Genomic DNA, 17,990 nt, shown 5'->3' on the forward strand with positions numbered 1-17,990 from the left:
GCGGCTGCGGCTGCGGCTGCGGCTGCGGCTGCGCGGATCGTGGCGTCCGCCGTGCGCGTGTCCCGGCGCCGAGCCGTAGCCGCAGCCGCAGCCGAACCGTGCGTGAAGACACGGCCGGGTGCACTCCCGACCCGGCCATGGACATCGCACGCACGTTCGCCCGTAGTCCGGAATCAAAGCATCCGACACCGGCCCGACACCTATTGTTCCGTGTCCGTCAGGCGGACCACCTGCGCCGCAGGCACTGCGTGCCGGTTACGGTGGTTACACCATGAGCGATCCGCAGACCTCCGAGGTCCCCACTCTCCTCGTCAAGATTTTCGGCAAGGACAGGCCGGGCATCACGGCCGGCCTCTTCGACACTCTTGCCGCCTACATGGTCGACGTGGTCGACATCGAGCAGGTCGTCACGCGAGGCCGCCTGGTGCTGTGCGCGCTCGTGACCCAGCCCCCGGCGGGGCTGGAGGGCGACCTCCGGGCGACCGTGCACAGCTGGGCCGAGTCGATGAAGATGCAGGCGGAGATCATCTCCGGCCGCGGCGACAACCGCCCGCGCGGTCTCGGCCGCTCCCTGGTCACCGTCCTCGGCCACCCCCTGACCGCCGAGTCGACGGCCGCCATCGCCGCCCGGATCGCCAAGACCGGCGGCAACATCGACCGTATCTTCCGGCTCGCCAAGTACCCGGTGACAGCCGTCGAGTTCGCGGTGTCCGGCGTGGAGACCGAGCCGCTGCGCACCGCCCTGGCCTCCGACGCAGCCGAGCTCGGCGTGGACATCGCGGTCGTGGCGGCGGGTCTGCACCGGCGGGCCCAGCGGCTGGTCGTCATGGACGTGGACTCGACGCTCATCCAGGACGAGGTGATCGAGCTCTTCGCCGCGCACGCCGGCTGCGAGGACCAGGTCGCCGAGGTGACGGCGGCCGCGATGCGCGGCGAGCTGGACTTCGAGCAGTCGCTGCACGCGCGTGTGGCGCTGCTCAAGGGGCTGGACGAGTCGGTCGTGCAGAAGGTGCGCGCCCAGGTGCGGCTGACGCCGGGCGCACGGACCCTGATCCGTACGCTGAAGCGGCTCGGCTACCAAGTCGGCGTCGTCTCGGGCGGTTTCACCCAGGTCACCGATGATCTGAAGGAGCGGCTGGGGCTGGACTTCGCCCAGGCCAACACGCTGGAGATCGTCGACGGGAAGCTGACCGGCCGGGTGACCGGCGAGATCGTGGACCGGGCGGGCAAGGCTCGGCTGCTGCGCCGGTTCGCCGCCGAGGCGGGTGTGCCGCTGGTACAGACGGTGGCCATCGGTGACGGGGCCAACGACCTGGACATGCTGAACGCGGCCGGTCTCGGTGTCGCCTTCAACGCCAAGCCGGTGGTCCGCGAGGCCGCGCACACGGCGGTGAACTTCCCGTTCCTGGACACGGTCCTGTATCTGCTCGGCGTCACCCGCGAAGAGGTCGAGGCGGCGGACACCCACGACGAGAGCTGACCCGTCCGGCCGATCCGACCCGCCGAATCCGGACACGCCGATCCGGACCCGAGGGGCCCGGCACCGTTCTGCACGGTGCCGGGCCCCTCGACGTACCAGGTCAGTGGTGGTGCGGTGGTCTCACTCCGAAGGTTCCCAGTAGTCCGCGAGTGTGGCCACGCCGGGCTCCAGGGCCTTCCAGGAGCCCTCGTGCGTCATGACGGCGAAGGCGGCGGCGGGAAAGCCCCGGCGGTTCATCCGCTCGCGGGCGTCGGCCTCGGCGGTGCCGGCGAGGATCTCGGTCACACCGTGCACGCCGGGGTTGTGACCGATGAGGATCACGTTCTGTACGTCGTCGGGCACCTCGTTGAGCACGGCGATCAGCTCGCCCGGCGAGGCCTCGTACACCCGCTCCTCATAGACGGTTTTCGGCCGGTGCGCGAGCTCATGGACGGCGAGCTTCCAGGTCTCCCGGGTACGCAAGGAGGTGGAGCACAGGGCCAGGTCGAAGGTGATGCCGCTGTCCGCCAGCTTGCGTCCGGCGACGGCGGCCTCCATTCGGCCCCGGTCAGCGAGCGGTCGCTCGTGGTCGGTCACCTGTGGCCAGTCGGCTTTCGCATGGCGGAAGAGGACAATCCTGCGGGGTTCTGCGACGCTCATGGCACCCAGCTTCGCATGAAACAGGCCATCGGGCGCAGGGAGTTGACATGCGGCTTCGCCCTGTCCGGGGGTACGGCGGCTAGCGGGTGACGAGCTGCTGTACGCGCTCGAAGAGGTGGGTGACGGCAGGGTCGCCGGTGGCCGCGTGGGCGTCCGCCGGGTTCAGTATGAGAATCAGCAGGGCGACGAAGGCGAGCGCGGGAAGGGCGAGCGCCCACCAGGGGAGCCGGATGTCGACGCTGCCCGGGGTCGCCGGGTGGGGCCGGGTGTGCGTTAGGGCCGGCATGATCGCCTCCGCTGGTCTCCGAGATCCGTCGGCCGTCCTCGCGGCCACACCTCGAAATTACGGAATCCGCGGTCGCCAACCCATCCGGTGATCCACCCACTTGACCCTGACCCTCACCCCCTAGGGGATGGTGGGGCTAGCCCCACCATCGGCCGCGGGGGCGGTGGTCGGCGTGGTCAGGGGGACGCGAGGGTCGCGATGACGGCGATGACGATGAAGATGGCGAAGAACGAGCCGAAGACGATCAGCATCTTCTTCTGACCGTTCTGGGGGTTCGGGTCGAGCACTGGCATGGGGCCAGTCTGGCACCCCAGGAAGGGGACGGACCGGGCGGGGTGGCCGCGACACGGGTCGACGGGGCCGGCGAGGGCCGAGGGGGCCGGTGCGGCGTCGGGCGGCCCCGGCCGGCTCGACGTCACGCGGTCGCTGCCGCCTCGTCCTCCACCGTGCGGTCGCGGCCCGCCAGGACGCCTACCGCCATCTGCGGGATCATCAGGCCGATCATGAGGGCGATCGGCAGCCCCCAGCCGCCGCCGTGCTGGTAGAGCACGCCCACCAGCAGCGGGCCGGGGATGGAAATCAGGTATCCGGCGCTCTGGGCGAAGGCGGAGAGCTGGGCGACACCCGTGCCGGTCCTGGCCCGCATCCCGACCATGGTGAGGGCCAGCGGGAAGGCGCAGTTCGAGATGCCGAGCAGGACGGCCCAGGCCCAGGCGCCGCCGGCGGGCGCGAGGTACAGGCCGGTGTATCCGGCGAGGCCGCAGACGCCGAGCGCGATCACGATCGGGCCCTGGTGCGGCAGCCGGGTGGCCACGCGCGGGATGACGAAGGCCAGCGGTACACCCATCGCCATGGTGACGGCCAGCAGCAGCCCCGCCGTGCTCGCGGAGACGCCCGCGTCCCGGAAGATCTGCGCCATCCAGCCCATCGTGATGTAGGCGGCGGTGGCCTGGAGCCCGAAGAACACGGCGAGCGCCCAGGCGGTACGGCTGCGGGTGATCCGCAGGGCGGGCGGCTGCCGCTCCGCACGCACGCGTGCCTCGGTCTCTGCCTCGGGGACCGGTGCCGTTCCCCGGTCCCGTACCAGCGGAACCCACGGCAGCACCGCGGCCGCCGCGAGCCCGGCCCACACGGCCAGCCCGGTCTGCCAGCCGCCGCCCAGCGCGTCGGTCATGGGCACGGTCACCGCGGCGGCCACCGAGGTGCCGGCGGCGAGGGCCATCGAGTACAGGCCGGTCATGGAGCCGACCCGGTCGGGGAACCAGCGCTTGACGATGACCGGCATCAGCACGTTGCTGACCGCGATGCCCATGAGCGCGAGCGCGCTGCCGGCCAGGAACCCGGCCGTACTCCCGGCGTACGGCCGTATCAGCAGGCCGGCCGCGACGGCCACCATGCCGGCGCAGACCACGGCCACCGGGCCGAAGCGGCGGGCGAGACGGGGGGCCATGACGCCGAAGACGGCGAAGCAGAGCGGGGGCACGGAGGTGAGCAGCCCGGCCACGCTGCCGCTCATGCCGAGGCCGTCCCGGACCTCCTCCAGGAGCGCGCCCAGGCTGGTGATGGCGGGCCGGAGGTTGACCGCGGACAGCACGATGCCGATGACGACCAGCCGTGTCGTCCACGCGCGCGTGGCGGTCGCGGGGCTCCCTTCGGGTGCCGTCGTCCGTGCTGTCGTAGCGGTCGCGGTCTCGGTTTCCTTGCCTGCCATGAGGCCCATCATAGAATCATGGGATGATTGGTTGTCCATCCCCGGGCAGGCCCGATCGCTCCCGCCGGGCCCTCGCGTGCGAAGGTGTGTCATGCCTCTGAGCCATCCGCGCCGCTCGGCGCTGTCCGAGCAGGTCATCGCCGAGCTGCGGAACCAGATCACCTCGGGCGAGTGGCCGGTGGGCTCGCGCATCCCCACCGAGCCGGAGCTGGTCGAGCAGCTCGGGGTGGCCCGCAACACCGTCCGGGAGGCCGTCCGGGCGCTGGCGCACAACGGCCTGCTGGACATCCGCCAGGGCTCGGGGACGTACGTGGCGGCGACCAGTGAGCTGGCCGGTGTGATGCACCGCCGGTTCGCCGAGGCCGATCCCCGGCACATCGCCGAGCTGCGCTCCACCCTGGAGTCGTCGGCCGCCCGGCTGGCCGCGGTCCGTCGCACCGAGAAGGACCTCAGGCAGCTCGACGCCCTCCTGGCGCGCCGCGAGCAGGCCTGGCGGTCGGGGGACGCGGAGGCCTTCGTGACGGCGGACGCGACCCTGCACCTGGCCGTGGTGGCCGCCTCGCACAACGACGTGCTGACGGCGATGTACGCCGACCTGGGCGAGGTGCTGCGGGAGTGGCTGCGCGCGGACGTCGGCGCCGAGCTGACGCCGCAGTCGTACATGGACCACACCCGGCTGGTCGAGGCGATCCGCGCGGGCGACGCGGACGCGGCCGCGAAGGAGGCGGCGAGCTACCCGTTCCTGTGCCGTCCGGACCGGTTCAGCTCACCTTCTGGTGGCTGATCCACACCGCGCCGACGTCCTTCCAGCAGCGGCCGGAGAGCCGTACGGTCATCGCCGGGCCGGTGTCGACCGGGGAGCCGTCGGTGTCGATGTCCCACCACTGGGCGCACTCGATGTGCAGCCGGACCCGGTCGGTGTCGACATAGGGGTTGTGGCAGTAGACCACCACCTGGGAGCCGCGGACGGTGGTCCGGCAGGACGCGCCGAACAGCTGCGGGGCCGGCTTGTGCCCGCTGGGCACGCGCGCGTGGGACTCCGCGTCGTAGGGCAGCGTCAGCACGAGGGCGAGGGCCAGGGTCACCGGGGCCAGGCTGCGGGACAGGCGCACAAGGGGACCTCCTCGGCCGGGCTGGGGAGGGACATCGCGCGGTGAACGCTTGCTCCACGCGTAATCCAGGGTGCGCCGCCGGAGCGGCGACGGCCCGGCCGGTGGGCCGAACGGGTGAGGCCCGCACCCTTACGGGATGCGGGCCTCGGGAGTCCGTGCGGGTCAGGCGCCGATGGCGTGCAGACCGCCGTCCACGTGGATGATCTCGCCGGTGGTCTTCGGGAACCAGTCGCTCAGCAGGGCGACGATGCCCTTGCCGGCCGGCTCCGGGTCCTTGAGGTCCCACTCCAGCGGGGAGCGGTGGTCCCAGACGGCGGCCAGGTCGCTGAAGCCCGGGATGGACTTGGCGGCCATGGAGCCGATCGGGCCGGCCGAGATGAGGTTGCAGCGGATGTTCTGCTTGCCCAGGTCGCGCGCGATGTAGCGGCTGGTGGCCTCGAGGGCGGCCTTGGCCGGGCCCATCCAGTCGTACTGCGGCCAGGCGTACTGGGCGTCGAAGGTGAGGCCGACGACCGAGCCGCCGTTCTGCATCAGCGGCAGGCAGGCCATGGTCAGCGACTTCAGGGAGTACGCCGAGACGTGCATGGCGGTCGCGACGGACTCGAACGGCGTGTTGAGGAAGTTGCCGCCGAGCGCGTCCTGCGGGGCGAAGCCGATGGAATGGACGACGCCGTCGAGGCCGCCGAGCTCCTCGCCGACGAGGTCGGCAAGGCGGCCGAGGTGCTCGTCGTTGGTGACGTCGAGCTCGATGACCTTGGTGGGCTTCGGCAGCTTCTTGGCGATGCGCTCGGTCAGCGTGGGCCGCGGGAACGCGGTGAGGATGATCTCGGCACCCTGCTCCTGGGCCAGCTTGGCCGCGTGGAAGGCGATGGAGGACTCCATCAGCACACCCGTGATCAGGATGCGCTTGCCCTCGAGGATTCCACTCATGGTGATCAGTGACCCATTCCCAGTCCGCCGTCAACGGGGATGACGGCTCCAGTGATGTACGAGGCGTCGTCCGAGGCGAGGAACCGCACCGTCGCGGCGACCTCCTCGGGCTCCGCGTACCGGCCGAGCGGCACCTGCGACACGATGGTGGCGCGCTGCTCGTCGGTGAGCACCTTGGTCATGTCGGTGTCGACGAAGCCGGGCGCGACGACGTTGAAGGTGATGTTGCGCGAGCCCAGCTCACGGGCGAGGGAGCGCGCGAAGCCGACCAGGGCGGCCTTGGAGGCGGCGTAGTTGGCCTGGCCGGGGCCGCCGTAGAGGCCGACGACCGAGGAGATGAGGACGACGCGGCCCTTCTTGGCGCGCAGCATGCCGCGGTTGGCGCGCTTGACGACCCGGAAGGTGCCGGTGAGGTTGGTGTCGACGACCGAGGTGAAGTCCTCCTCGGACATCCGCATCAGAAGCGTGTCCTTGGTGATGCCGGCGTTGGCGATCAGGACCTCGACCGGGCCGTGCGCGTCCTCGATCTCCTTGTAGGCCTGCTCCACCTGCTCGGAGTCGGTGATGTCGCACTTGACCGCCAGGACGCCCAGTTCCTTGATGACGGCCGGCGGCTCACCGGAGCGGTACGTGATGGCAACCTTGTCGCCGTTGTCGGCGAAAGCGCGGGCGATGGCGAGGCCGATGCCCCGGTTGCCTCCAGTGACGAGAACCGAGCGGCTCAACGGATCACCCTTTCGTTCGGTCTGACCACCCGCCTGAACAGCTGGCACGACAGGCGGCTTCATCGAAAACCTATCGGTCCCGCCATCGCCGCGGGCAAGCGGGCACCGACAGTGGCTCGGGAGTGTCACTGTCGGATCCCTACAGAAAGGCCCGACGCCGGGCCGAAACCTGTGGTCCGCACGCCCGCGGGCGCGACATGATCGGACGGACAGGCCACGACAGCAGGGAGACCTCCGTGCCTCATTCCATCGACGAAGCCTTCACGGCGCTGCCGCTACGGGCCCTGGCCGACGCCGCGCTGGCACGCGCGCGTGCGCTGGGGGCCGAACACGCGGACTTCCGCTTCGAGCGGGTGCGCAGCGCGTCCTGGCGGCTCAGGGACGCCAAGCCCGCCGGATCGTCGGACACCACCGACCTGGGGTACGCGGTCCGGGTCGTGCACGGCGGTACCTGGGGCTTCGCGTCGGGGGTGGACCTGACCCTCGACGCAGCCGCCAAGGTCGCCTCGCAGGCGGTGGCGATGGCGAAGCTCTCGGCGCAGGTCATCAAGGCCGCCGGGTCCGACGAGCGGGTGGAGCTGGCCGACGAGCCGGTGCACGCGGAGAAGACGTGGATCTCGTCGTACGAGATCGATCCGTTCTCCGTGCCGGACGAGGAGAAGGCGGCGCTGCTCGCGGAGTGGAGCGCGCGGCTGCTGGCGGCGAACGGCGTCAACCACGTCGACGCCTCGCTGCTCACCGTGCACGAGAACAAGTTCTACGCGGACACGGCCGGGACCGTGACGACCCAGCAGCGGGTACGGCTGCATCCGCAGCTGACGGCGGTGTCGGTCGACGATTCCAGCGGTGAGTTCGACTCGATGCGGACCATCGCACCGCCGGTCGGCCGCGGCTGGGAGTACCTCACCGGCACCGGCTGGGACTGGGACACCGAGCTGGAGCAGATCCCGGAGCTGCTGGCCGAGAAGATGCGGGCGCCGAGCGTCGAGGCCGGTCTGTACGACCTGGTGGTCGATCCCTCCAACCTGTGGCTGACCATCCACGAGTCCATCGGCCACGCCACCGAGCTGGACCGCGCACTCGGCTACGAGGCCGCCTACGCCGGCACCTCCTTCGCCACCTTCGACCAGCTCGGCAAGCTCAAGTACGGCTCCGAGCTGATGAACGTCACCGGCGACCGCACCGCCGAGCACGGCCTCGCGACCATCGGCTACGACGACGAGGGCGTCGCGGGCCAGTCCTGGGACCTGGTGAAGGACGGCACGCTCGTCGGCTACCAGCTGGACCGCAGGATCGCGCGGCTGACCGGCTTCGACCGCTCCAACGGGTGCGCTTACGCCGACTCCCCCGGACACGTCCCCGTGCAGCGCATGGCCAACGTGTCCCTGCGGCCGGACCCGGCCGGGCTGGCGACGGAGGACCTGATCGGCGGGGTCGACCGCGGGATCTACGTGGTCGGCGACCGCTCCTGGTCCATCGACATGCAGAGGTACAACTTCCAGTTCACCGGACAGCGGTTCTTCAGGATCGAGAACGGCCGGATCACCGGGCAGCTGCGCGACGTCGCCTACCAGGCGACGACCACCGACTTCTGGGGCTCCATGGCGGCCGTCGGCGGCCCCCAGACGTACGTCCTCGGCGGCGCCTTCAACTGCGGCAAGGCCCAGCCGGGACAGGTCGCCGCCGTGTCGCACGGCTGCCCCTCGGCCCTCTTCAAGGGCGTCAACATCCTCAACACCACGCAGGAGGCCGGTCGATGAGCGTCAGTGCAGGGCTCGGCTGGGGGTCCGGGGGTTACCCCCCGGGAAAGCACAGTCTCAACACCACGCAGGAGGCCGGTCGATGAGCGCCCGTAGCAACAAGCCGCACGAGATCGTCGAGCGCGCTCTGGAACTGTCGCGGGCCGACGGCTGTGTGGTCATCGCCGACGAGCACTCCACCGCCAACCTGCGCTGGGCCGGCAACGCGCTCACCACGAACGGCGTCACGCGCGGCCGTTCGCTCACCGTCGTCGCGACGGTCGACGGCAAGGAGGGCACCGCCTCGGGCGTGGTGTCCCGGGCGGCCGTGACCGCGGACGACCTGGAGCCGCTGGTGCGGGCCGCAGAGGCCGCCGCGCGCGCTGCCGGGCCCGCCGAGGACGCCCAGCCGCTGGTCACCGGCGTACCCGAGGCTCCGGACTTCACGGACGCGCCCGCCGAGACCTCCTCCGCCGTGTTCGCCGACTTCGCCCCGGCGCTCGGCGAGGCCTTCGCACGCGCGCGTGCCGGTGGCCGCGAGCTGTACGGCTTCGCCAACCACGAGCTGGTGTCGACGTACCTGGGCACCTCGACCGGGCTGCGGCTGCGGCACGACCAGCCCACCGGCACGCTGGAGCTGAACGCCAAGTCACCGGACCGTACGCGCTCCGCCTGGGCCGGGCGGCCCACGCGGGACTTCAAGGACGTCGACCCCGGCGCGCTCGACGCCGAGCTCGCCGTACGGCTGGGCTGGGCCGAGCGGCGCGTGGACCTCCCGGCCGGCCGGTACGAGACGCTGCTGCCGCCGACCGCCGTCGCCGACCTGCTGATCTACCAGCTGTGGTCGGCGTCCGGGCGGGACGCGGCCGAGGGCCGGACGGTGTTCTCCAAGCCGGGCGGCGGCACCCGGGTCGGCGAGAAGCTGACCGACCTGCCGCTGACCCTGCGCAGCGACCCGAACGAGCCGGGTCTGGAGTCGGCACCGTTCGTCGTCGCGCACTCCTCCGGCGGGGACCAGTCGGTCTTCGACAACGGGCTGCCGGTCGCCCCCACCGAGTGGGTCGCGGGCGGCAAGCTGAAGCACCTGACGACCACCAGGCACAGCGCGGGCCTCACCGGGCTGCCGGTCGCCCCGGCCGGCGGCAACCTGATCCTCGACGGCGGCCAGGACCGCTCCCTGGAGGACATGGTCGCGTCGACCGAGCGCGGGCTGCTGCTGACCTGCCTCTGGTACATCCGCGAGGTCGACCCGGCGACGCTGCTGCTCACGGGCCTGACCCGGGACGGCGTCTACCTGGTGGAGAACGGCCAGGTCACCGGGCAGGTGAACAACTTCCGGTTCAACGAGTCGCCGGTGGACCTGCTGGGGCGGGCCGCCGAGGCCGGACGCACGGAAAAGACGCTGCCGAGGGAGTGGAGCGACTGGTTCACTAGGGCTGCGATGCCCGCGCTGCGCGTGCCCGACTTCAATATGAGCTCTGTCAGTCAGGGCGTATAACCTCGTAGCCGGTGGTCGCACGACCGCCCGAAGATCATCCAGAGATCTGCCGAAGATCGCTCAAGGAGATACGAGAACCGTGACGGACATCGTCGACGAGCTGAAGTGGCGGGGGCTGTTCGCCCTGTCCACTGACGAGGACGCTTTGCGCAAGGCGCTCGCGGACGGTCCCGTCACGTTCTATTGCGGTTTCGACCCGACCGCGCCGTCCCTGCACGTCGGGCACCTGGTGCAGGTGCTCACCGTGCGCCGGCTCCAGCAGGCCGGTCACCGGCCGCTGGCTCTGGTGGGCGGTGCGACGGGTCTGATCGGCGACCCGCGCCCCACGGCCGAGCGCACGCTCAACGACCCCGAGACGGTCGCAGGCTGGGTCGACAGGCTGCGCGCCCAGATCGAGCCGTTCCTGTCCTTCGAGGGCGAGAACGCGGCCGTCATGGTCAACAACCTCGACTGGACCGAGGGCCTGTCCGCGATCGAGTTCCTGCGGGACATCGGCAAGCACTTCCGCGTCAACAAGATGCTGACCAAGGACTCCGTGGCGCGCCGCCTGGAGTCCGACCAGGGCATCAGCTACACGGAGTTCAGCTACCAGATCCTCCAGGGCATGGACTTCCTCCAGCTGTTCCGGCGGTACGGCTGCACGCTCCAGCAGGGCGGCAGCGACCAGTGGGGCAACCTCACGGCGGGTCTGGACCTGATCCACCGCCTGGAGCCGCACGCCAGTGTGCACGCGCTGGCGACGCCGCTGATGACCAAGGCGGACGGCACGAAGTTCGGCAAGACCGAGGGCGGAGCCATCTGGCTCGACGCCGAGATGACGACGCCGTACGCGTTCTACCAGTTCTGGCTGAACGTGGATGACCGGGACATCTCGACGTACATGCGGATCCTGTCCTTCAAGTCCCCTGCGGAGCTTGAGGAGCTGGAGAAGCAGACCGAGGAGCGTCCGCAGGCGCGGGCCGCTCAGCGGGCGCTGGCCGAGGAGCTGACCACGCTGGTGCACGGCGCCGACCAGACGGCCGCCGTGATGGCCGCGTCCCGTGCCCTCTTCGGGCAGGGCGAGCTGGCGGAGCTGGACGATCGGACTCTGGCCGCGGCGCTGTCCGAGGTGCCGCATGTCCGGGTCGCCGAGCTTGGTCCGGTGGTCGACCTGTTCGCCGAGGTCGGGCTGGTGGCCAGCAAGTCCGCTGCGCGGCGGACCGTGAAGGAGGGCGGGGCCTACGTGAACAACGTGAAGGTGACCGCCGAGGACGCGGTGCCGGATCCTGCGGAGCTGCTGCACGGGCGGTGGCTGGTGCTGCGGCGGGGGAAGAAGAACCTGGCGGCGGTGGAGGTCGTCGGGTCTTGAGCGCCATAGGGGTGCGGGTGTTCTGCGGGCCGCGCGTGCGTCGTGGCTGGTCGCGCAGTTCCCCGCGCCCCTAAAGGGGCGCTCCAGCCAGGGGCGCTCTCAGATGTGCTGCTTTCGCTTCCCCAGTGTCGCCGTGTACGCCATGTCGCCCAGGAAGACGATGATGATCGCCGCCACCAGCTGAAACAGGTGACGGGTCCAGTCGATGCCTCTCGTCTCCGCCACGCCCACCGCGCGGGCGATCGCGTTGCCGGCGATGGCGCCCAGGATGCCGAAGATGGTCGTCAGCCAGAGGGGGCTGTGCTGCTTGCCCGGGATGACCGCCTTCGCGATCAGCCCCAGCACGAAACCCACGATGATCGCCCACAACCAGCCCATGACTGCCTCCTCGTACGGCTCGACGTGAGCATTACGCCAAGTCTGGGACCGTACGCCGTACGGCGCATGTCGGTACGGCCGTACGCGCTACGGCGCAGGGCGTTCACGCAGGCGGGAGGGCGACCCGGTCTCGAAGGCGGCGCAGGCGCGGCGTAACGTGGGAAGCGTCCTGACCCGGTTCCCCGAGCGGGTGCGGACCGGGTACGGGCCGGTGAGAGTCCGATGCGGGCGAATGGTGGAATGTGATGCGGAAGCAGCGCGGCGACGGCAACGTCCAGGTGTTCCGGATCACCGGAGCCCGCACCGGCCTGGCGGAGGACGTACGCGGCCGGCAGCGACGGTACATCATCTCGATGACCATCCGGACCATGTCGGTGATCCTCGCGGTGACATTGTGGAACGTCGAACGGTACGTCGCCGTCGTGGCTTTGGTGCTCGGGGCGCTGCTCCCCTATGTCGCCGTCGTGATCGCCAACGCCGGACGGGAACGGCCGCCGTCGCTTCCGTCGACCTTCGGGGTCGCGCCGACCCGGCCGATGATCGCGCCGCCGCGGGCGGAGGCGACGCATGCGGAATCCGTCCCGGAGGACGTGGTGGCGGACCCGGCGGCGGGGGCGGTGAGCGGCGATCGTCCGGAGTCGGTCTGAGGATCGGGACGCGTCGCGGACAGGCGGCGACTCCGCGCGAAGCTCAAGAAATGCTCAGATCTATCGTGCTGTTCCAGTGCCGGGCCAAGGGTGACCCATGACATACTGCGTACGCGCTCCGCATCCCCCGTCGGAGCGACGGACCGACGCCGGGCAGCTCCCCCCGTGGCTGCTCGGCGTCGCCTTGTTTGCGGGGCTCTTTTCCGAGACGAAGCAGTGCGGGACGAAGCAGTGAGTGACGTTATTTGCTCAGCGAAGGGCTGTCGCGCCGACGCGGTGTGGGTGCTGGCGTGGAACAACCCGAAGATTCACACGCCGGAGCGGCGCAAGACCTGGCTCGCCTGTGAGGAGCACCGGGAGCATCTCTCGCAGTTCCTGGGGGTGCGGGGGTTCTTGAAGGACGTCGTGCTGTTGCGGGAGTGGGAGTCGCCCGAGTAGGCGGGGCCGGCCGGGCTAGCCGCCGATCGCGGACATCGGCCGGTCCGGCTGCACGAACGCCGGATCGTCCAGTCCCGCCCCCGCCTTCTTCCCCCACATCGCCAGCCGCCAGCTGCGGGCGATCTCCTCGTCCGGCGCGCCCGAGCGGAGCGCACCGCGCAGGTCCGTCTCCTCCCGCGCGAACAGGCAGGTCCGTATCTGGCCGTCGGCCGTGAGGCGGGTGCGGTCGCAGGCCGCGCAGAACGGGCGGGTGACCGAGGCGATGACGCCGACGCGGTGCGGGCCGCCGTCGACCAGCCAGCGCTCCGCCGGGGCCGAGCCGCGGTCGTCCGCACCCTCGGGGGTGAGGTCGAAGCGGGTGCGCAGCGAGGCGAGGATGTCCCCGGCCGTCACCATGCTGTCGCGCTTCCAGCCGTGCTGGGCGTCCAGGGGCATCTGCTCGATGAAGCGCAGCTCGTAGCCGTGGGCCACCGCCCAGGCGAGCAGGTCGGGGGCCTCGTCCTCGTTCAGCCCCGGCATCAGGACCGTGTTGACCTTGACCGGGGTGAGGCCGGCGTCGTGGGCGGCCCGGAGGCCGTCCAGGACGTCCTGGTGGCGGTCACGGCGGGTGAGGGTCTTGAAGACGTCCGGGCGGAGGGTGTCCAGGGAGACGTTGACCCGGTCCAGGCCGGCGGCCTTCAGAGCCGTCGCGGTACGGCGCAGACCGATGCCGTTGGTCGTCAGGGACATCCGGGGGCGGGGTGCCAGGGCCGCCACCCGCTCCACTATGCCGACCAGACCCGGACGCAGCAGCGGCTCGCCGCCGGTGAAGCGGACCTCCTCGACGCCCAGCAGGCGCACGGCGATGTCGATCAGCCGGACGATCTCGTCGTCCGTGAGCAGATCGGGCTTGGCCAGCCACTGCAGCCCCTCCTCGGGCATGCAGTACGTACAGCGCAGATTGCACCGGTCCGTCAGCGAGACTCTCAGGTCGGTGGCCACCCGGCCATAGGTGTCGATGAGCACGTGGGCCCCCTCCCGCGTCCGAACCAGTTCTTTCCCGTCACCTGCGAGCCTACGTGACACCACCGACATCGCGAGGGGCCCGATGCCACGAGGTACGACGCGGCCGCGTCGTAGGACTCTACGATCCCGTCGACGCGGCCAGTCGTACGAAGCTCAGTGCGCTCCGGTACCTGTCAGGGACCGCACCTCCAGCTCCGCGTACTTCTCGGCGTCCGGGGCCTCCTTGGACAGCAGAGTGCCCACGACGCCGAGGAGGAATCCGACCGGGATCGAGATGATGCCCGGGTTCTCCAGCGGGAACCAGTGGAAGTCGACGCTCGGGAACATCGACGTCTCCTTGCCGGACACCACCGGCGAGAACAGCACCAGGCCGACCGCGGTGACGAGGCCGCCGTAGATCGACCAGAGGGCTCCGGCGGTGGTGAACCGCTTCCAGAAGAGGCTGTAGAGGATGGTCGGCAGGTTGGCGGAGGCGGCGACCGCGAAGGCGAGGGCGACCAGGCCGGCGACGTTCAGGTCGCGGGCGAGGGCGCCGAGAAGGATGGAGACGGCGCCGATGCCGACCGTGGCGTACCGGGCGGCGTTGATCTCCTGCTTCTCGGTGGCCTGGCCCTTCTTGATGACGTTGGCGTAGATGTCGTGCGCGAAGGACGACGAGGAAGCCAGAGTGAGGCCCGCGACCACCGCGAGGATCGTCGCGAAGGCCACCGCCGAGATCGTGGCCAGCAGGATCGCGCCCCAGTTGGAGTCGACGCCGCCCAGGTGGAGGGCGAGGAGGGGGGCCGCGGTGTTGCCGGACTTGTTGGAGGCGATGATCTCGTCCGGTTTGATCAGCGCGGCCGCGCCGAAGCCGAGGGCGAGGGTCATCAGGTAGAAGGCGCCGATGAGGCCGATCGCCCAGAGGACCGACTTCCGGGCCGCCTTGGCGGTGGGCACGGTGTAGAAGCGGATCAGGATGTGCGGCAGGCCGGCGGTGCCGAGGACCAGGGCGATGCCGAGGGAGAGGAAGTCCAGCTTGCTGGTGCCGGTGGCGCCGTACTTGAGGCCGGGCTCCAGGAAGGCGGCGCCCTTGCCGCTGTTGTCGGCGGCCTTGCCGAGCAGGTCGGAGACGTTGAAGTGGAACTTGGCCAGGACCATGAAGGTCAGCAGCAGGGCGCCCGCGATGAGCAGCACGGCCTTGACCATCTGGACCCAGGTGGTGCCCTTCATGCCGCCGATGGTGACGTAGACGATCATCAGGACGCCGACCAGGGCGACGATCCCGATCTTGCCGCCGTCGCTGGTGATGCCGAGGAGGAGGGAGACGAGGACGCCCGCTCCCGCCATCTGGGCCAGCAGGTAGAAGATCGAGACGACGATGGTGGAGGTGCCGGCGGCGGTCCGGACCGGACGCTGGCGCATGCGGTAGGCCAGCACGTCGCCCATGGTGTAGCGGCCGGAGTTGCGCAGCGGCTCGGCGACCAGGAGCAGGGCGACGAGCCAGGCGACCAGGAAGCCGATGGAGTACAGGAAGCCGTCGTAGCCGAAGAGGGCGATGGCGCCGGCGATGCCGAGGAAGGACGCGGCGGACATGTAGTCGCCGGAGACGGCGAGGCCGTTCTGGAAGCCGGTGAACTGGCGGCCGCCCGCGTAGAAGTCGGCGGCGTCCTTGGTCTGGCGGCCCGCCCAGATGGTGATGACGAGGGTCGCGGCGACGAACACCGCGAACAGGGTGACGATCAGGGTCCGGTGCTCGCTGGCCTCACCGGCCGCCAGCGTGATCGCGGGGCTCATGCGCCGCCCTCCATCCGGGACTTGATGGCCTCGGCCTTGGGGTCGAGCTTGGCGGCGGCGTGCCGGGCGTACCACCAGGCGATGAGGAACGTGGTGAGGAACTGGGCGAGGCCGAGGACCAGGGCCACGTTGATGTTGCCGACGACCTTGGTGCCCATGAAGTCGTCCGCGTAGCTGGAGAGCAGGACGTACAGCAGGTACCAGGCGATGAAGCCGAAGGTCAGCGGGAAGGCGAAGGAGCGGTAGGAGTGCCGCAGTTCGGCGAACTCCGGACTCTGCTGCGTCTCGGCGAACTCCTCGCTGGAGGGAAGCCGGGTCTGCGTTTTCGAGGGCGGTGGTGTCTCGGTGGCCACGGAGTCTCCTCGCGATACGGACATGCGGATTCTGACCTCACAGACATTTGGACCACCCACCCGGAGTGACACGGCGACTCCGGTGAGTGATTCCGACGGGGGGCCTCGATCCTGCTGCGGCTCCCTCCTCAAGGTCACGGCGCCACGCGTGGACGGGTTCAACTCACCCGGGTTCTTTCGGAAGTCGTCGGCGCAAGTCACCTCCGGTCATTGCTGGCCGGTGAGTGCGGGAGATAACTTCGGCCCTGCACCACCCGTCATGTACCTGCCCAAGCGCCACTCGCGTCTTGGGCGGTCCCGTTTTCGGTCGATGTCCCTCGGTCGATGTCTTTCGGTCGATGTCTTTCGGTCGATGTTTTTCGGTTGATGTTCCGGATGATGTGGAGACCCCATGGCTCATCTGCGTTCCAGACGCGGGCTGGCGCTCGCCGTCCCGGTCGTCCTGTCGCTGACCGCCTCGCTCGGCCTCGTGCCGGCGGCGGCTTCCGCGGTCCCGCTGACCGCCCGGGCGACGTCGGCAGCGGACGGGCCGAACCTGGCCTACGTCGTCAACACCAGGACGGACCACGACACGATCGAGTCGGTGCAGCGGGCGATCGCCCGCAACGGCGGCACGATCATCGCGACGTACGACAAGATCGGTGTGATCGTCGTGCACTCGGCGGACCCGGACTTCGGCGCGGCCATGCGCGCGGTGCGCGGGGTGCGGTCGGCGGGCGCCACCCGGACCGCTCCGCTGAGCGCCGCGGGGACCACGGACGAGGGCGCCGTGCAGGTCCTGTCGAAGGCGGAGGCCGCGAAGGCCGAGCAGCGGGCGACGGCGGGCCAGGAGCCTCTCGAGGCCGACCAGTGGGATCTGCGGACGATCGGCGCCGACAAGGCCGCAGCGATCAACCCGGGGAGCCGCTCGGTCACGGTCGGCATCATCGACACCGGCGTCGACGACACCCACCCGGACATCGCCCCGAACTTCTCCGCCTCGCAGTCCGCCAACTGCGTGAGCGGCAAGGCGGACACGACGTACGGCGCCTGGCGGCCGGTGGACGCCGGCCACTATCACGGCACCCATGTCGCCGGCGAGATAGCCGCCGCCCGCAACGGGATCGGCGTGTCGGGCGTGGCCCCCGGCGTGAAGGTCGCGAGCATCACGGTGGCCCAGCCCGACGCCACGCAGCTGTTCTACCCGGAGAGCGTCGTCTGCGCCTTCGTCTTCGCCGCCGACCACGGCATCGAGATCACCAACAACAGCTACTACGTTGATCCATGGCTGTACAACTGCATGGACGACCCCGATCAACGTGCCATCGTTGACGCGGTCAACAGGGCGCAGCTGTACGCCCAGCGCAAGGGCACGCTCAATGTGGCCTCGGCGGGCAACTCGAACGACGACCTCGACTCGCACGCCCTCGTCGACGACTCCAGCCCCGACGACTCGACGGCCACGCCCCGGACGGTCGACCCGCACGAGTGCTTCGACGTGCCTACCCAGCTGCCCGGTGTGGTCACCGTGAGCGCGGTCGGCGTCGACAACACGAAGTCGTACTACTCCAGCTACGGCCAGGGCGTCATCGACGTGGCGGGCCCGGGCGGCGACAAGTACCAGATCCCGGACACGCCGTCGAAGAACGGCCGCATCCTGTCCACCCTGCCGAACGACCAGTACGGCTTCCTCCAGGGCACCTCGATGGCGTCCCCGCACGTGGCCGCCGTGGCCGCGCTGCTGAAGTCGACCCACCCGCACGCCACTCCGGCCCGGCTGCTGGCCCTGCTGAAGGCCGAGGCGGACAACCCGGGCTGCCCGGCAGGACCGTACGACGGGGACGGCGACGGCGTCGTCGACGCCACCTGCGTGGGCGGCAAGCACGTCAACGGCTTCTACGGCTCCGGTGTCGTCGACGCGCTCCGCGCGGTCAAGTAGTCACCGCAGA

The 17,990-nt window shown here is 70.4% G+C and carries 19 protein-coding genes; 8 read left to right on the top strand and 11 right to left on the bottom strand.

What is annotated here, in order from left to right; all coding sequences use genetic code 11:
* Window positions 1–271: 271 nt before the first annotated feature.
* Window positions 272–1,480 (top strand): phosphoserine phosphatase SerB, encoded by a 1,209-nt coding sequence (serB, locus tag KVT45_RS00005; protein ID WP_217544002.1) that lies wholly within the window; start codon window positions 272–274, stop codon window positions 1,478–1,480.
* A gap of 120 nt (window positions 1,481–1,600) precedes the next feature.
* On the opposite strand, the gene KVT45_RS00010 is transcribed toward serB, so the two are convergent.
* The 4 genes from KVT45_RS00010 to KVT45_RS00020 all read right to left on the bottom strand — a co-directional run bounded on the left by KVT45_RS00010 (window position 1,601) and on the right by KVT45_RS00020 (window position 4,128).
* Window positions 1,601–2,119, bottom strand: a complete 519-nt coding sequence (locus KVT45_RS00010; RefSeq protein ID WP_217544004.1) for a histidine phosphatase family protein — start codon at window positions 2,117–2,119, stop codon at window positions 1,601–1,603.
* Window positions 2,120–2,198: 79 nt separating this feature from the next.
* Window positions 2,199–2,405, bottom strand: coding sequence for a hypothetical protein (locus KVT45_RS00015; RefSeq protein WP_189261052.1), 207 nt, complete (start codon window positions 2,403–2,405; stop codon window positions 2,199–2,201).
* A gap of 176 nt (window positions 2,406–2,581) precedes the next feature.
* Window positions 2,582–2,698 (bottom strand): SGM_5486 family transporter-associated protein, encoded by a 117-nt coding sequence (locus tag KVT45_RS56020; protein WP_089107830.1) that lies wholly within the window; start codon window positions 2,696–2,698, stop codon window positions 2,582–2,584.
* Window positions 2,699–2,820: 122 nt separating this feature from the next.
* Window positions 2,821–4,128 carry a CynX/NimT family MFS transporter gene (locus KVT45_RS00020; RefSeq protein ID WP_217544006.1) on the bottom strand — a complete coding sequence of 436 codons (1,308 nt, stop codon included), beginning with the start codon at window positions 4,126–4,128 and terminating at the stop codon, window positions 2,821–2,823.
* A gap of 79 nt (window positions 4,129–4,207) precedes the next feature.
* Here KVT45_RS00020 and KVT45_RS00025 point away from each other — a divergent pair, with 79 nt between their 5' ends.
* Window positions 4,208–4,900 carry a FadR/GntR family transcriptional regulator gene (locus tag KVT45_RS00025; protein WP_217544008.1) on the top strand — a complete coding sequence of 231 codons (693 nt, stop codon included), beginning with the start codon at window positions 4,208–4,210 and terminating at the stop codon, window positions 4,898–4,900.
* On the opposite strand, the gene KVT45_RS00030 is transcribed toward KVT45_RS00025, so the two are convergent.
* The 3 genes from KVT45_RS00030 to fabG all read right to left on the bottom strand — a co-directional run bounded on the left by KVT45_RS00030 (window position 4,878) and on the right by fabG (window position 6,883).
* On the bottom strand, window positions 4,878–5,228 hold the full coding sequence (locus KVT45_RS00030; RefSeq protein WP_217544009.1) for a hypothetical protein: 351 nt from the start codon (window positions 5,226–5,228) through the stop codon (window positions 4,878–4,880). The two genes, KVT45_RS00025 and KVT45_RS00030, sit on opposite strands and share 23 nt — an antisense overlap.
* A 162-nt stretch (window positions 5,229–5,390) precedes the next feature.
* Window positions 5,391–6,158, bottom strand: a complete 768-nt coding sequence (fabI, locus tag KVT45_RS00035; protein WP_046727988.1) for an enoyl-ACP reductase FabI — start codon at window positions 6,156–6,158, stop codon at window positions 5,391–5,393.
* Window positions 6,159–6,163: 5 nt separating this feature from the next.
* Window positions 6,164–6,883, bottom strand: coding sequence for a 3-oxoacyl-[acyl-carrier-protein] reductase (gene fabG / locus KVT45_RS00040; protein ID WP_217544011.1), 720 nt, complete (start codon window positions 6,881–6,883; stop codon window positions 6,164–6,166).
* Window positions 6,884–7,119: 236 nt separating this feature from the next.
* On the opposite strand from fabG, the gene KVT45_RS00045 reads away from it, so the two are divergent.
* The 3 genes from KVT45_RS00045 to tyrS all read left to right on the top strand — a co-directional run bounded on the left by KVT45_RS00045 (window position 7,120) and on the right by tyrS (window position 11,468).
* Window positions 7,120–8,643 carry a TldD/PmbA family protein gene (locus KVT45_RS00045; RefSeq protein WP_217544013.1) on the top strand — a complete coding sequence of 508 codons (1,524 nt, stop codon included), beginning with the start codon at window positions 7,120–7,122 and terminating at the stop codon, window positions 8,641–8,643.
* A gap of 82 nt (window positions 8,644–8,725) precedes the next feature.
* Window positions 8,726–10,120, top strand: a complete 1,395-nt coding sequence (locus KVT45_RS00050) for a metallopeptidase TldD-related protein (protein WP_217544015.1) — start codon at window positions 8,726–8,728, stop codon at window positions 10,118–10,120.
* Window positions 10,121–10,199: 79 nt separating this feature from the next.
* Window positions 10,200–11,468, top strand: a complete 1,269-nt coding sequence (gene tyrS, locus KVT45_RS00055) for a tyrosine--tRNA ligase (protein WP_217544017.1) — start codon at window positions 10,200–10,202, stop codon at window positions 11,466–11,468.
* A 99-nt stretch (window positions 11,469–11,567) separates the two neighbouring features.
* Here tyrS and KVT45_RS00060 read toward each other — a convergent pair whose 3' ends face one another.
* The gene (locus KVT45_RS00060) at window positions 11,568–11,846 is read right to left on the bottom strand and encodes a GlsB/YeaQ/YmgE family stress response membrane protein (RefSeq protein WP_217544019.1); all 279 of its coding nucleotides are present in this window, start codon (window positions 11,844–11,846) and stop codon (window positions 11,568–11,570) included.
* 245 nt (window positions 11,847–12,091) lie between these two features.
* On the opposite strand from KVT45_RS00060, the gene KVT45_RS00065 reads away from it, so the two are divergent.
* Together KVT45_RS00065 and KVT45_RS00070 are read left to right on the top strand one after the other, a co-directional pair.
* A complete protein-coding gene (locus tag KVT45_RS00065; protein ID WP_217544021.1) occupies window positions 12,092–12,493 on the top strand; it encodes a DUF3099 domain-containing protein in 402 nt (133 codons plus the stop codon).
* A 231-nt stretch (window positions 12,494–12,724) separates the two neighbouring features.
* Window positions 12,725–12,931, top strand: coding sequence for a hypothetical protein (locus KVT45_RS00070; RefSeq protein WP_217544022.1), 207 nt, complete (start codon window positions 12,725–12,727; stop codon window positions 12,929–12,931).
* A 15-nt stretch (window positions 12,932–12,946) separates the two neighbouring features.
* Here the strand turns inward: KVT45_RS00070 and moaA are convergent, their stop codons facing one another.
* The 3 genes from moaA to KVT45_RS00085 all read right to left on the bottom strand — a co-directional run bounded on the left by moaA (window position 12,947) and on the right by KVT45_RS00085 (window position 16,062).
* On the bottom strand, window positions 12,947–13,936 hold the full coding sequence (moaA, locus tag KVT45_RS00075) for a GTP 3',8-cyclase MoaA (protein ID WP_217544023.1): 990 nt from the start codon (window positions 13,934–13,936) through the stop codon (window positions 12,947–12,949).
* 153 nt (window positions 13,937–14,089) lie between these two features.
* Complete coding sequence (locus KVT45_RS00080; RefSeq protein WP_217544024.1) at window positions 14,090–15,709, bottom strand: cation acetate symporter; 1,620 nt, start codon at window positions 15,707–15,709, stop codon at window positions 14,090–14,092.
* Window positions 15,706–16,062 carry a DUF485 domain-containing protein gene (locus KVT45_RS00085; protein WP_217544025.1) on the bottom strand — a complete coding sequence of 119 codons (357 nt, stop codon included), beginning with the start codon at window positions 16,060–16,062 and terminating at the stop codon, window positions 15,706–15,708. The genes KVT45_RS00080 and KVT45_RS00085 overlap by 4 nt, the downstream gene beginning before the upstream one ends.
* Before the next feature lie 391 nt (window positions 16,063–16,453).
* On the opposite strand from KVT45_RS00085, the gene KVT45_RS00090 reads away from it, so the two are divergent.
* Window positions 16,454–17,980, top strand: a complete 1,527-nt coding sequence (locus KVT45_RS00090) for a S8 family serine peptidase (RefSeq protein ID WP_217544027.1) — start codon at window positions 16,454–16,456, stop codon at window positions 17,978–17,980.
* The last annotated feature ends 10 nt before the right edge of the window (window positions 17,981–17,990 follow it).

This window comes from Streptomyces sp. GbtcB6, from assembly GCF_019091475.1.
GTDB classification, from domain to species: Bacteria; Actinomycetota; Actinomycetes; order Streptomycetales; family Streptomycetaceae; genus Streptomyces; species Streptomyces hyaluromycini.

Excerpts from the sequence above, each read along its gene's own strand:
- KVT45_RS00065 (WP_217544021.1), top strand. The coding sequence starts at position 12,092 with ATGCGGAAGCAGCGCGGCGACGGCAACGTCCAGGTGTTCCGGATCACC.
- KVT45_RS00020 (WP_217544006.1), bottom strand. The coding sequence starts at position 4,128 with ATGATGGGCCTCATGGCAGGCAAGGAAACCGAGACCGCGACCGCTACG.
- KVT45_RS00025 (WP_217544008.1), top strand. The coding sequence starts at position 4,208 with ATGCCTCTGAGCCATCCGCGCCGCTCGGCGCTGTCCGAGCAGGTCATC.
- serB (WP_217544002.1), top strand. The coding sequence starts at position 272 with ATGAGCGATCCGCAGACCTCCGAGGTCCCCACTCTCCTCGTCAAGATT.
- KVT45_RS00060 (WP_217544019.1), bottom strand. The coding sequence starts at position 11,846 with ATGGGCTGGTTGTGGGCGATCATCGTGGGTTTCGTGCTGGGGCTGATC.
- KVT45_RS56020 (WP_089107830.1), bottom strand. The coding sequence starts at position 2,698 with ATGCCAGTGCTCGACCCGAACCCCCAGAACGGTCAGAAGAAGATGCTG.
- KVT45_RS00010 (WP_217544004.1), bottom strand. The coding sequence starts at position 2,119 with ATGAGCGTCGCAGAACCCCGCAGGATTGTCCTCTTCCGCCATGCGAAA.
- KVT45_RS00080 (WP_217544024.1), bottom strand. The coding sequence starts at position 15,709 with ATGAGCCCCGCGATCACGCTGGCGGCCGGTGAGGCCAGCGAGCACCGG.
- KVT45_RS00090 (WP_217544027.1), top strand. The coding sequence starts at position 16,454 with ATGGCTCATCTGCGTTCCAGACGCGGGCTGGCGCTCGCCGTCCCGGTC.
- KVT45_RS00015 (WP_189261052.1), bottom strand. The coding sequence starts at position 2,405 with ATGCCGGCCCTAACGCACACCCGGCCCCACCCGGCGACCCCGGGCAGC.
- fabI (WP_046727988.1), bottom strand. The coding sequence starts at position 6,158 with ATGAGTGGAATCCTCGAGGGCAAGCGCATCCTGATCACGGGTGTGCTG.
- KVT45_RS00050 (WP_217544015.1), top strand. The coding sequence starts at position 8,726 with ATGAGCGCCCGTAGCAACAAGCCGCACGAGATCGTCGAGCGCGCTCTG.